This is a genomic window from Pontibacter mucosus, assembly GCF_003054055.1.
GTDB lineage: Bacteria > Bacteroidota > Bacteroidia > Cytophagales > Hymenobacteraceae > Pontibacter > Pontibacter mucosus.
Genome location: NZ_QBKI01000011.1, coordinates 1 through 13,601 on the forward strand (window position 1 = coordinate 1; position 13,601 = coordinate 13,601).

A 13,601-nucleotide genomic window follows, 5' to 3' on the forward strand; every position below is an offset into this window, starting at 1 on the left:
AGATCCTGTATCCTTTCCCACTGCTCATTGGTTAGCTCCATGAGCAACTAACAAGAGAATCTAAAACCTAATTCCTATTTTTGAGATAGCTTCTAGTAAAAACAAAGCCCTATTTTAGAGAATTCAACTTCAAGTTAACTAGCGAGAGTAGACTCTTTCAAACAATTAGTAAATCCTGTACATTTGCTAACCATTAAATCCTTTTCATGAAAATCAGCTTTGTTATTCTTACCTGGAATCGCTATAAATTCTTAGAGAAATGTTTGCAGGAACTCCTAAATAATATTGAAGATTTAGCGAGTTGTGAAGTTATAGTAATGGACAATGGATCAACTGATGCTACAGACATTGTATTAAAAAAATATACAGAAAATGCACATGTGAGAATAATCAGGAGTGAGACCAACCAGGGTTTAAATGCTTACAAAAAACTGTTTAAAGCAGCAAATGGCGAGTATGTTGTTATAGTCGATGATGACGTTCTTGCCTTTCCAAGAGGGTTGGATAAGATATTTATGGATTATATGCATGTATTTCCTGATTATGGTTTCTTAGCGTTGAATGTGGTTCAGAATGAGTTTACAAACGGTGCGAAACCTGGACCTGAGGCTTATGTAGAAGAAATAAGGGAGAATAAGGTTGTAGAGAAAGGCCCTACTGGGGGATGGTGTTCATGCTTTAGAAAAAAAGATTTCAGTAAAATTAGCTTGAGATTCAATTTTACTAATCTAAACATGAAGAGGGGAGAGGACGGTCTCATTTCAAAGCTATTCTATCATAAGCTAGGCTTGAAGTCAGGATTGATTAAGGAGGCAATATGCTTTCATGCATGTGGACCTTATTATGCAAAAGAATTTGGTCATATAGAACGAGAAATTGAAAAATATTCCAAGGCTGGTCTAAAGAGCTTTGTTGATACTTATAAGTTGTATAAGTAAGTTTAAAATAAAGATGTAGCTCCAGAAAACAGTCTCCAATTCTCGTGAATTACCATAAAAAGATAACCTCAAATGCGATTTTCATTAGGTAATGCTACTTATGAGTGCATAAAAAAATGAAACTAGCGGCGTTAACTTTTTCCTCTATGAGTCCCTTTGCTGAACTGATAGAAGAGGTTGGCTTTATAAAACCTTTATTTTAAAGAGGCATCTAAATATTTATCTTTGAGGAAAACCACTGCAGATGTATAATAAACTTAAGCAAGAACAGGAGGGTAAAAATCTTTATCAGCACGATGAGCTTGACCTTCGTTATTTGTTAGATAAAATTGGGAAAGGCTTTGGTGCTATACATCGGAAATTCCGCTTTTTAATACAATCGGTACGAAATAGATATCTCCTAATTATCCTCTTTACACTTGTTGGCCTTGGAGTCAGTTATCTTGTTGTACGATCAACCAAGCCTTATTATTCTTCTTCCATGACATTGGTTCTGGCTGAGATTCGGAATCAGTTTGTGGAAAATCAGTTGCAAAGGCTATCTATCATGATTCAAGAAGATAACTACCAAGCAGTAGCGGAAGAGCTTGATATTTCCAGTGAGACAGCTCGACAGATCAAAGAGATGGCATTCTCCAATCTAGATCAGGATATTATTGCTGAAGATAGCGTTTTAACGGGTTCTCCATTCGAGATACAGCTTACTCTGTATAATCCGGTTTATTTTAATTCTTTGGAGCCTGCTATAGCTAATTATTTAGAGAGCAACAGGTATTTCTTTAAACAAAAGCTTATTAAGCAAAGGGAGGTGGAACGTATGATTAGCAAACTCAAGGAAGATATTACAGCAATGGATAGTGTGAAAAAGGCCGTGGTGTCTCCTCGGGGGCCAGTTAATGGTTTTGTTTACGGTCAGCCCTTGGATCCAGCTAACCTTTTCCGTGAAAGTATAAGCATGTACCAGAAGCAGGTGGAGCTTGAGGGAGACCTCGAACAGCTCGATAACATTCAAATTGTGAATGGTTTTACTCCTCGTCTGAGACCAACTGGCCCCAATTTGTTAAAATATCTACTCATAGGTGGGCTGATTGCATTCTTAATAAGCATTTCTATAGCATTGATCCTGGAAAGCAGGAGAAGGAGAGAGCCGTGAAACTAACTCTTCTTCGACTAAAATACGAAAGCCGCTGCTAGTAATTTAGCAGCGGCTTTTTACTTCTATCCTACTCATCCTTCCGCATCACCCAACTCAGGTTATACAGATCCCTGCGGCGGTCTTTCAGGTTGCGGACGCTGCCGGCTGTGTTCAGGTCTTTGAGCAAGTCCAAGTCCAGGTCGGCAATCAAGGTCATCTCCGTGTTTGGGGTGGCTTCAGCCACCACCGCGTCGTGCGGGAAAGCGAAGTCGGAAGGGGAGAAGACTGCGGATTGGGAGTACTGGATGTCCATGTTCTCCACTTTCGGCAGGTTGCCGACACTGCCTGTAATTGCCACGTAGCACTCGTTTTCGATGGCACGGGCCTGGGCGCAGAGGCGTACACGCAGGTAGGCGTTTTTGGTATCGGTCCAGAAGGGCACAAACAGGATTTTCATGTCCATGTCCGACAGCATGCGGGCCAGCTCCGGGAACTCCACATCGTAGCAGATAAGGATGCCGATTTTGCCGATATCGGTGTCGAAAATCTTGAGCTTGTGGCCGCCGCGCATACCCCAGTAATGCGACTCATCGGGCGTGACGTGTAGCTTATACTGTGAGTCGTAGGTGCCGTCGCGGCGACAGAGGTAGCTTACATTGTAGAGCTTGTTGTCGTAATACTCCGGCATACTGCCCGCGATGATGTTGATGTTGTAGGACAGCGCCAGGTGAATCATGCGCTCACGAATTTCCTCGGTATACTCTGCCATACTTCGGATAGCCTCAGAGGGAGTGTCCTCGTTAGAGAGGGCCATGAGGGGCGCGTTGAAGAACTCCGGGAACATCACGATGTCTGACTTGTAGGAACTAACCGTATCCACAAAGAACTCCACCTGCTGCATAAAATCATCAATATCCTTAATGGCCCGCATCTGCCACTGCACAATGCCGATGCGCACAACCGTCTTCTTCCCGCCGATGAGTTTGTTCTTTTCCTGCTCCTCATAGTACACGTTAATCCATTCCAGCAGGGTGGCATAGGCCCGGGAGTCCTTATCATCAGGGAGGTAGCCTTTCAGGATGCGGCGCACGTGAAAATCGTTGCTGAGTTGGAAGGAGAGTACCGGGTCAGAAAGCTCCTTGTTGCGCACCATCTCAATGTACTTGGCGGGCGTAAGTTTATTGGCGTAGTCTTTATAGCCAGGAATACGACCGCCGGCAATAATGCCACGTAAGTTCAGCTTCTCGCAGATCTCTTTGCGGGCATCATACAAACGGCGTCCGAGGCGCAGGTTACGGTAATCCGGGTGCACAAACACGTCAATGCCATAAAGCGTGTCACCCTCGGGGTCGTGGGTCTTAAAAGAGCCCTTGTCTATGATCTGATCGTAGGTGTGCTTGTCGCCATACTCATCGTAATCTACTATGATACTTAAGGCAGCAGCCACTACTTTGCCATTGTCTTCAATGCATATTTGCCCTTCCGGAAACTTCTTCAGCAGGTTAGAGAATTCTTTACGCGTCCAGGCACCGTCGATGCTGGAGTACACAATCTCCATAATCTCTTTTACCTCCTTGTAATCCTTCAGCTCCAGCTGGCGCAGCAGCAACCTATGTTCAAAGCTTAACTCTTCTCTTTCGCTCATTCTATCTTACTTCTTATTTATACTTGTAGCTATATACGTATGCTTGTTATACTTTTGATATGACAGCTCCATGGAGGAATAAAAGTATAAGGATACAAAAATAAACAGAGAAGCGCAGTTTATGGCTGCGCTTCTCTGCTTTAGATCGTTCGATGGGGGCAGTTTATACTTCTATCTCCGGGATATCTCCTTCAATAATCAGATTGCCCTCTGTCGCTGCCTTGATTTCGTCTACGGTTACGCCGGGCGCCCGCTCCAGTAGCTTAAAGCCGCCATCCACTACTTCGAGCACAGCCAGGTCGGTCACGATTTTTTTCACGCAGCTCAGGCCCGTGATGGGCAGGGAGCATTTCTTCAGCAGTTTGGAGGAGCCGTCGCGGGCCGTATGCTGCATGGCTACGATGATGTTTTTTGCCGAGGCTACCAAATCCATCGCGCCGCCCATGCCTTTCACCATTTTGCCTGGTATTTTCCAGTTAGCGATATCGCCGGTCTCGGACACTTCCATGGCGCCCAGGATGGTCAGGTCCACGTGCTCCCCCCGGATCATGCCGAAGCTATCAGCAGAGCTGAATATGGAGGAGCCTGGCAGCGTGGTTATCGTTTGTTTGCCGGCGTTGATCAGATCCGGGTCCACCTGGTCTTCGGTGGGGAAGGGCCCCATGCCCAGCAACCCGTTCTCCGACTGCAGCACCACCTCTATACCCTGTGGTATATAGTTGGCTACGAGAGTAGGGATGCCGATGCCCAGGTTTACATACATGCCGTTCCTGAGTTCCTTTGCTATTCGCTTCGCTATGCCGTGTTTATCTAATGCCATGTTAGTCGGGGTTAAGCTGTTCTTACAGTACGCTGTTCTATTCGTTTCTCATACCCTTCGCCCTGGAAGATGCGCTGCACAAAGATGCCGGGAGTGTGGATCATGTTCGGGTCGAGTTCACCGGCCGGCACAAGCTCCTCTACCTCTGCCACCGTGATCTTACCGGCAGTGGCCATCATGGGATTAAAGTTGCGGGCAGTTCCTTTAAAGATGAGGTTTCCGGCAGTGTCGCCCTTCCAGGCTTTCACAAAGGAGAAATCAGCTTTCAGCCATTCTTCCATCAAATACATTTTGCCATTGAACTCGCGGCTTTCCTTGCCTTCGCCAACCTCGGTACCGAAGCCGGCAGGGGTAAAAAAAGCCGGGATACCGGCTCCGCCGGCTCGTATCCGTTCTGCAAGCGTTCCCTGCGGAATCAACTCCACCTCCAGTTCACCGGTAAGCAGCTGCCGCTCAAACTCCGCGTTCTCGCCTACATAACTTGCTATCATTTTTCTTACCTGTCGCCGCTGCAGCAGCAGGCCGATGCCAAAGTCGTCTACCCCCGCGTTATTGGAAATACAGGTGAGTTCTTTAACACCCAGTCGCAGCAGCTCCCGAATGGCATTTTCAGGTATGCCGCAAAGCCCAAAGCCGCCGAGCATCAAGGTCATGCCGTCCTGAACGCCTTGCAGTGCCTCCTGTGCGTTTTTAACAGTCTTGTTGATCATAGTCTTTCGTAGTTTTCATCCCAGCTTTAATTTATATATAAAAAAGTTAATACCTAAATATACTTTTCGTTTTTTGTCTGATTAGGTTATACTTTTCGGGAGGGATGGCTCTATTTATAGAGCAATTTTTCGAACTGGCGCTTAGACTATACCGGTCTGCGTTATTCTGTGCAAGCGGCTTCGCAGCTGCCGAATCTTCCGGGCGTTTTAAATAAGCAAGCATAAAAAAAGCGGCCATCTGTATAGCCGCTCTCAATAACTGTCCTACCTCCGGGTTTTACCTGAAGTCCAACACATGTGCCGTAGCCTGTTTGTCCTGCTCTAGCTGTTGCTTTAAGGAGTCAAGGCTATCAAACTTGCGCTCCTTGCGCAGCTGTTCTATAAAATGCACCGTCATCTCTTTACCGTACAAGTCGCCCTCAAATTCAAGCAGGTGTACCTCCAGTCTCAACTTCCTGCCATCCACGGTGGGCCTCAGGCCAATGTTCATCATGGCCGGGTAACGCTCGCCCTCTACATTGGCCCACACGGCATACACGCCGTTTCCGGGTATGAGCTTGTGGGTAGGGGGGAGCGCCAGGTTAGCGGTTGGAAAGCCGATGGTGCGGCCGATTTTATCGCCTTGCTCCACCACAGAGGTCAGGCTGTACGGACGGCCAAGATAGCTGTTGGCCGTCTCGATGTCACCGACTTCGAGTGCTTTTCTGATCTTGGTGGAGCTAACGCCCACGTCGTCCACATCCTGCCTCGGAATTTCCTCTACCTCAAATCCGTATTGCTCCGAGCGGGCCTTCAGGTGCTCAAAGCTGCCTTCGCGGTTCTTGCCGAAGCGATGGTCGTAGCCGATGACCAGTACCTTGGTATTGATGGCGCGTACCAGAATGTCGGTGATAAAACTGCGGGAGGAGGTGCGGGAGAACTCTTTTGTAAAGGGGATGATGAGCAGGTAGTCGATGCCGAAGCTGCGGAGTTGATCGATGCGCTCTTCAATAGTAGAGAGCAGCCGAAGTTTATTGTCCTCCGGGAAAAGCACCAGGCGCGGATGCGGCCAGAAGGTAATTACCACGCTCTGCCCGTTGCTCTGGCGGGCACGCTCCATTACCCTGCGCAGAATTTTCTGGTGGCCCACGTGCACACCGTCAAAAGTGCCGCTGGTTACAACAGCGTGGCTCAAAAGCGGGAAATCAGCAATGCTACGAATTACTTCCATCCGTTTCCTCCAGCTGCTTTTTTCTTATCGCTACGATGTCTTCAATGGTCAGGGCGTCCTCGAGTTTATACTCCCCGATGCGGGTGCGCTCGAGCTTGGAAAGGTGGGCGCCCACACCTAATTTCTGGCCCAGGTCGTGTGCCAGGCTGCGGATGTAGGTGCCCTTGCTGCAAACTACCCTGAACTCCACCTCCGGTCCATTTATACTTGTGATGTCGAAGGCTTGTATCGTTACCGTGCGCGACTTCAGTTCCACGTCTTTTCCTTTGCGGGCCAGAGTATAGGCACGCTTTCCGTCTATCTGTACGGCAGAATAAATGGGCGGCACCTGCTCTATAGTACCAACAAAAGTTTTGGCAGCCTCCTTTATACTTTCTTCGGTCAGGTGGTCAATCGCGCGCGTCTCCATTACCTCAGTTTCCCGGTCGTAGGAGGGGGTTGTTTCCCCAAGGCGGATGACACCCGTGTATTCTTTCTCCTGTCCCTGGATTTCGTCGATGCGCTTGGTGAACTTGCCGGTGCAAAGAATAAGCAGGCCCGTAGCGAGGGGGTCCAGTGTGCCGGCATGCCCTACCTTCTTCTCACGGATGGTATTCCGCACCTTTTTTACCACATCGAACGAGGTCCAGCCGAGTGGTTTGTTAATGAGCAGTATTTCGCCGGCGGCAAAGTCGTATTGCATAGTTTATACTCTTAAATCCACGCCCATGGCTAACAAAGCCAGCAGGACCATCCCCAGAGCAATTCTGTAGTAGCCAAAAAGCTTGAAGCCATACTTGGTCAGGAAGCTGATAAAGAACCTGATGGCGATCATGGCCACGATAAAGGCTACAAAATTACCCACCAGCAGGAGCTGCAGGTCGTCTGAGGTGATAACTTTGGCGCTGTTCTGTATCTTAACGAGGTCAAAGCTCAAAAGGTCAGAGATTTCCAGTCCCAGCAGGTCGGTCAGAAGTTTGTAGGTGCCTGCCGCCAGCATGGTGGGCACGGCCAGGAAAAAGGAGAACTCCGCCGCCGTTTTTCTGTCCACGCCCTGGGCCAGGCCACCCACAATAGAGGCTGCCGACCTGGAAACACCCGGAATCATGGCCAGGCATTGTGCCAGGCCAATGAAAAAGGCATTTTTGTAGGTAACCTTCTCGCTTACAGAGTGGCGGAACCACTTGTCTACAAACAGCAGCACCACGCCCCCCAGTAGCAGCATCACGGCTGTTATCAGCACGCTCTCCAGCATACTGTCGATGATGTCATTGAAGAGAAAGCCCAGCAAGGCCGCCGGAATAAAGGCGATCAGCAGCTTAAAGTAAAAATCCGTGCTCTGCAGGAAACGGCGCCAGTAAAGCACCACAACCGATAGGATTGCTCCGAACTGTATGTTTACGGTAAAAATTTTCGTTATCGGCAACTCGTTAATGCCCATCAGGCTCGAGGCGATAATCATGTGTCCTGTAGAGGAAATAGGTAAGAACTCGGTCAGTCCTTCAACGATGGCTAAAATAATAGCCTGCCAAACACTCATTTATTCTTTGGTTTTATCCTTTGCCATAATGGCGAAAAATTCAATAGCGAAACCGGCCAGCACCACCAGCGGGCCCAGCGTGATGCCCAGGAAACCGAGGCCATACTGCTCCTTGTCCAGGGTCATGATAAAGAAACCGAGTGCCAGAACGGCGATGCCCGCCAGCATCAGCACATAGTTCTTCTTGCCAAAGGCGAGGTTGTTTTTCTTATCCTCCATTATATTAGTATAGTTCGTCTAAAGACATACCCAGGTACTTGCGCACCGCGCGGTAAGAGCTCATAAACCCGATGATCATGCCCAATATCACCATTGCGCCCATCAGGATGTAGGTTTGCTCGTCGTTGCGGAGCAGCTGCAGTTCGGTGATCTCATTATACGCGTAGTGCATCAGGCCAAAGATAAGCACAGAAGCCAGAATGCCGCTTGCCATGCCTTGCCAGGCTGCCCGCTTCAGGAAGGGGCGCTGTATAAAGAACGAGGTGGCCCCAACCAATTGCATGCTGCGTATCAGGAAACGCTGCGAGTATAGCGCCAGCTTGATGGTGTTGTTTATCAGGATAATAACCACCAGCACAAGTATGGCGGCAAAACCCAGCAATATGATGCTGAGCTTGCGGATGTTCTGGTTAATGGACTCGATAAGGCTCTCCACGTACTGCACCTCATACACACCCTCAATTTCCTCCAGGTCTGATTTTATACTTTTAAGCATGGCGGAACTGGAGTGGTTGGCATCGATGCGAAGCACGTATGCGTCGCGCAGGGGGTTATCGCCCAGAAAGGCCATGAAGTCTTCGCCGGTTTCGTCCAGGAACGCCTTGGCACCTTCTTCCTTGGAGATGTAGCGCACCTGCGCCGTGTCGTTCTGGAAGGCGATGTATTCTTTGGCAGCAAAGGCTTTCTGCAACCTCACCCGCTGCACCTCCGTCAGGTCGCGGTCCAGGTATACCTGCATTTCTATACTTTCCTTTACCCGTTGAGACAGCTTCTCTGCGTGGATGAGCAGCAACCCGAATACCCCAATCACAAAAAGCGCCAGCGTAATGCTGAACACCACCATCAGGTGCGGGTAGTTACCCAGTTTCTTCTTTTTAATGTGCTTTACTTTTGTTGCCATAGCTGTAGCCTTGCACACAAAATTAGAAATATATTTCACAAATGTGCAGCGTAGGGCACAAAGCGGCTAAAATTAAGCCTATCTCATACTATAGTTCCAGCCGGGGGTCAGAGTCCAGTATAATCCGGTCGCGCTCCATCTCCAGGCGTTGCTGTCGCCTGGCTCTCTTCTCGCTGCGGAACAGGTCGCGCAGGTTATCAAAGCGTTTGGTGTGCAGCAGGCTTATACTTTGGCTCTGGGTAATGCGTCCTGTAAAGAAATTGGGAGTGGAGTTATACTCCAGGCGCGCCCGCAACTCACCGGTCTGTGATATGTAGTAGTCTAGCATCCAGTCGCCCACGTAGGTTCCTGAAGACCTCGCGTTATCAGTGCGTGTGCTCCCGAAGCCGGTTTCGCTGGTCACGCGCAAGCGGCCCTGGAAGAAAGTATAACTCAGGCGCACCTGTAGGGCCGCCAAAGCATCCGCTCCCAAACTGCCCAAGCCTATGTCTACTTCCAGGTTCGTGTCGAGGTTGTTGAAAAAGTTGTTCAGCTGTCCGGAGAGGAGGCTTCCCAAACTTCCCCCCACAGCGCCAGCCCCCACGCCGCCATCAAAGGCCAGGGTACCTTGCGGGGAGAGGCGCTGCAATACCAGTAAGCTAAACACCTGGCGGTTCAGTTCACTCTCATCGCTCTTGATGGAGTTGATGAGAGGGTATAAAGTCGTCTGCACATCCTGTGGAAGCTGTTCAAAGCTGAGACCCAGTTGAATCTGCGGGGTGAGCAACGGGCCGCGCAGGTCTATCTGGGCGATCACTGGATAGCGCCCCGTAACCTCGTTTGGTACAAGTTGGCTGAAAGATGCCATCTGGGTATAATTGGCGCGAAGATCCATCACGCCGGCAGTCGGGTCACCGTTCCAGGTGATGGTGCCGCCCGGCACTACCCGGAATTCGCGCGTGAGCAGGCCTTCGAGTAGGTTGAGGTTATAAGCCCCCTGGGTAATTTCAAAGGTGCCGTACATGTTAAAGTCGCCGCGCGTGTCGATGGTCATGTGAATGTCGCCGTTGCCCGAGCCCCGGATCACGTCCCCAGTGGTGCGGTCAATGATGATCTCAAAGTATGCGTTGTCGGTTACATCCAGGTTGAAGTCCAGGTTGATGCCGGACAGGTCCACGTTGCGGGTTTCGGCCTCTACCTCCACGCCGGTGCCTGCTTCAGGGTTATTGTTCACAAAGCGGATAAAGTCTTTCCTGGACACATCGGTCTGGTAGTCAAGTGGCAGCACGATGCGGGTGTTGGCGTCGCTGCGGGCATTGACGCGTACCTGCAGGTTGGTGGTGGGGCCAAGCACGCTGGCCGAGCCGGTGGCAAACGCGGTTCCGTAGAAAAGCTCGTTCTGGGCCTCGGTGGTATTGAGTACCATAAAGTTGCGGTAGCGCGCGTCCATGTCTATCACCATATTCCGGAACCCGTCGTGGGCAATACCCCCGGTAATCGTGGCTTTGTTGCCGAACAGGTCCTGCAGCTGCGCGTTTCGGAAGCTGATGCTGTTGGGGCCGAAGTAGATGCGGTCGGAGAAGCGGTAGGTGGTGTTGAGGTAATTGAACGTAAACTGCCCGCCTGTAACCATCACCGAGCCCTTCAGCACCGGGGAGTTAAGGTTGCCGAGGATGCGGATGCGGCCCTCCATGTCGCCGTTCAGGTTGGAGAAGAGGCCGGTCAGCACGGGTTCTACCAGCTTCAGGTTTGCCTGGTCAAGCACGGCCAGCAGATCGAGCTGGTCTTCCTCCACCTGCGGGTTATAGAAGCCTGTGAGCGATAGCACCTTTTTGGCGTTGCGCTGTATGCCCACGTCCACCGAGGCCCTTTGCTTGGCGCGTGTCCAGTCGGTGCTGCCCACCATATCGCCAATAAACACATTGTCCAGGAAGAAAGAATCGACCTGCATGGCTGCATTAATAGCGCCCTTACCGTAGAAGTCCTCCGCCGTAAGTTCAGCCGATACCACGCCGGCCAGTTTCATGGGCAGGAGCGGGTTCAGGTTTCCCAGCTTAAAGTTCTCTATGTTCAGCACCAGACGGCTGTCCGGGTTGCGCGACAGCTCGCCGTTGGCGCTGATGACCTGGTTTTGGTTGGTGAGGGCAAAATTCTCGAACATCAGCTTTTTACCGGCCTCAGCGATGTAAATTGTGTTGCCGGGCACAAAAGCCCAGACGTTCTGCTGCAGCGTGATGTCCGACTGGTCAAAAACGATCTGAATCTGGTTCTGGAGGAAATTAAGGTCGCCGGTGATAAGGGCGCGGTTCTGCTGCTGTGGCTGGCGCAGGCTGGTGGCAAACTGTATGGTGCGCTCGCTCCAGATGCCTTCCACAAAGAAATTCTGTGTGGCCCCTGCGCCCGGAATTTCCTGCTGCTCAGAAGTGAAGAGTGCCGCCGCCAGCACGTCCGGGTTATCCAGCATTTTAGAAGTGTTCAGCTCGATGTTGTTGCCATAGAACGTATACCTGTCAAACACAATCGTATCGATGGCGGCATAGAGTTCAAGTATGGCGGTCGCATCGTGGCGGAAAGAGCCCTCTACCTGAGAGCTGTCGGAGAGGGTTAGCGCGGGAAGGAACAGATCTAGTATGGGATTGGCCCTCTTCAGGTTCAGGCTATAGTTTACCGCATACTCGCTGACGTTGCTCCGCGGTTTGCGGCTATAGTAGGCGGCGGTGGCTGCATCGTTGCTCTCAAAGTTAAGCTTATACTCCTGCACCAGGGTTTTCAGGTCCTCGATTAAGGTCGTATAATCAAAGTTGCCGTTTACTTTTAAGTCCAGCAGGTTAGAGTATAAATCAAGGGAGCGCTGCCCCGCACTTATCTCGGAGGATACGAATATAGAGTCCAGGGAAAGGCTATTGCCGTTGTAGCGGACGGAGGCGCTGTCCAGGCGGGCGGTACCTTCAAAGTCGTCTAATCTTAGTCCTTTAAAGTTCAGGTTAGCTTGGGCGCTGATCAGAAAAGGCTCCTGCGTCAGTTGCAGTGCCTGCAGGTTCACGCGCTCCAGGTCCGCCACCATGTTAAAGGCCTTCTGTTGCTCAGCAAGGTTCACTTTTCCGCTGGCCGTAAACATCAGGTTGGGGTCGTTGATGGAGACATCTCCTGTGAATACCTGTTGCTGCAGCACGCCATCGGCCTTGATGTTTTGGTAGTTGTAGCCCAGGAGCTGTATTTGCCTGATGTCTACATTGGCCTTCACATTGGCGGTTTTCAGGGTAAAGCCGGAGCCCTGCAGGCGGCCGCTCATGGAGATGGTGCTTATCTGGTCTTCTGCGGCCAGCAAGCGGCCTAGGTTAAAGCCGTTGGTGGTGACAAAGCCGCTGTAAGAGGGGGTACGGGTAGCGTCATCGATTTTCAGGTTGATGTCGGAGCGCAGGTTGCCCAGGGCTGTGCCGAACTCCCCGTTGGCCACAAAGTCGTTGTAGAAGCCCAGGAAGCGCCCCTCCAGCCGCACGGTGCCCAGGCGCGAGGCCATCTGATAAGCCTCCTGCGGCAGAAACTGCTTCAGGTCCTCGGCGCTGATGGTGGAGGGCTTGAGACGAAGGTTGGCAAATGTTTCCTTAAAGTTGGGTAGTCCGTCAGCATTGATGCTGCCAATAATATGCGTGTTGCGGCCATACTTCAGATCCACGTCCGTAGCAGCAAAATCCCTGACGTAGCCCCTTAAATTCAGTGAGTTTACCTGTAGCACCTCATGATAGTCTTTCAATTGGGGCGCAAAGACCGCAATGTCCTGGGCGTATACTTTGCTGTTCTCCAAATCGGCCGTCATCCGCACGCTGTCTATAAACGCCGAGAAGTTGCCGAACGCGCTGTAGTCGAAACGAACGTGGTTCTGAAGGTTGCTCTCGTTTACCCGCAAATCCAGCGCATCCCACTCCCAAAAGGTGGAGGCGTAGGTCATGCGCGTGTCAAGGTTGTGCAGGTTGGTGCCGGTGTTCTTCTCCACTGCCTGTAGGCCGGTTACCCGGACTTTTAGCGTGTCCTCCAGCTGTATCTCATCAAACCTGCCATTCAGGTTAGTGATGGCCAGGTGGCGATAGTCCATGCCATACGCAGCACGGGGAAAATTGAAGTCGTCGTAAGTGAAACTGCCGTTTCGGATAATCAGCTCGCTGAGCTCGAAATTAAAGGGTTTGGATACTTTGGTGGTGTCTTTTACAAACAGCTCCTGCATGGCACTAATAAAGGCGCTAAGGTTGAGCGAATCTGCTCCCTCATACTTTACCAGGTTGGCCCGCGGCTCCTGTAGTTCCAGGGTGCCTATACTCAGGTTGTTTGGGCTGAAGATGGAAAAGGCATCGATAACGGCCACGGCACGGCCCACGTAGAAAAGCTCCTGCTGGTGGTTGTCCTTTACCTGCAGCTGCTCCAGCACCACCTTACTGAAGAACTCGATGTCTATACGGCCCACGCTTACTTCGTGCTTGGTGGCCTTGGAGAGGTAGGCCGCCACTTCCTTGGCCACTCGGGTTTGCAC

Annotated in this window: 11 protein-coding genes; 2 read left to right on the forward strand and 9 right to left on the reverse strand. The window is 50.7% G+C overall.

The window, feature by feature from the left end:
* The first annotated feature begins 206 nt into the window (after window positions 1–206).
* On the forward strand, window positions 207–938 hold the full coding sequence (locus C8N40_RS18345; RefSeq protein ID WP_108213274.1) for a glycosyltransferase family 2 protein: 732 nt from the start codon (window positions 207–209) through the stop codon (window positions 936–938).
* Between the two features lie 244 nt (window positions 939–1,182).
* Entirely contained in the window at window positions 1,183–2,091 is a 909-nt protein-coding gene (locus C8N40_RS18350; RefSeq protein WP_108213275.1) for a YveK family protein, read from the forward strand.
* A gap of 70 nt (window positions 2,092–2,161) precedes the next feature.
* On the opposite strand, the gene C8N40_RS18355 is transcribed toward C8N40_RS18350, so the two are convergent.
* The 9 genes from C8N40_RS18355 to C8N40_RS18400 all read right to left on the reverse strand — a co-directional run bounded on the left by C8N40_RS18355 (window position 2,162) and on the right by C8N40_RS18400 (window position 13,601).
* Window positions 2,162–3,718: a bifunctional GNAT family N-acetyltransferase/carbon-nitrogen hydrolase family protein gene (locus C8N40_RS18355; protein WP_108213276.1), complete on the reverse strand. Its 1,557-nt coding sequence runs from the start codon at window positions 3,716–3,718 to the stop codon at window positions 2,162–2,164.
* A gap of 163 nt (window positions 3,719–3,881) precedes the next feature.
* The gene (locus tag C8N40_RS18360; protein WP_108213277.1) at window positions 3,882–4,538 is read right to left on the reverse strand and encodes a CoA transferase subunit B; all 657 of its coding nucleotides are present in this window, start codon (window positions 4,536–4,538) and stop codon (window positions 3,882–3,884) included.
* Between the two features lie 11 nt (window positions 4,539–4,549).
* Window positions 4,550–5,248: a CoA transferase subunit A gene (locus C8N40_RS18365; RefSeq protein WP_108213278.1), complete on the reverse strand. Its 699-nt coding sequence runs from the start codon at window positions 5,246–5,248 to the stop codon at window positions 4,550–4,552.
* Between the two features lie 277 nt (window positions 5,249–5,525).
* Window positions 5,526–6,458, reverse strand: coding sequence for a bifunctional riboflavin kinase/FAD synthetase (locus tag C8N40_RS18375; protein WP_108213280.1), 933 nt, complete (start codon window positions 6,456–6,458; stop codon window positions 5,526–5,528).
* The gene (truB, locus tag C8N40_RS18380; protein ID WP_108213281.1) at window positions 6,442–7,140 is read right to left on the reverse strand and encodes a tRNA pseudouridine(55) synthase TruB; all 699 of its coding nucleotides are present in this window, start codon (window positions 7,138–7,140) and stop codon (window positions 6,442–6,444) included. Before truB ends, C8N40_RS18375 begins: the two co-directional genes overlap by 17 nt.
* A 3-nt stretch (window positions 7,141–7,143) precedes the next feature.
* Complete coding sequence (locus C8N40_RS18385) at window positions 7,144–7,977, reverse strand: undecaprenyl-diphosphate phosphatase (protein ID WP_108213282.1); 834 nt, start codon at window positions 7,975–7,977, stop codon at window positions 7,144–7,146.
* Window positions 7,978–8,196 (reverse strand): DUF3098 domain-containing protein, encoded by a 219-nt coding sequence (locus tag C8N40_RS18390; protein ID WP_092098585.1) that lies wholly within the window; start codon window positions 8,194–8,196, stop codon window positions 7,978–7,980.
* Between the two features lie 4 nt (window positions 8,197–8,200).
* Complete coding sequence (locus tag C8N40_RS18395) at window positions 8,201–9,097, reverse strand: cell division protein FtsX (protein ID WP_108213466.1); 897 nt, start codon at window positions 9,095–9,097, stop codon at window positions 8,201–8,203.
* An 88-nt stretch (window positions 9,098–9,185) separates the two neighbouring features.
* Complete coding sequence (locus C8N40_RS18400; RefSeq protein WP_146173596.1) at window positions 9,186–13,601, reverse strand: translocation/assembly module TamB domain-containing protein; 4,416 nt, start codon at window positions 13,599–13,601, stop codon at window positions 9,186–9,188.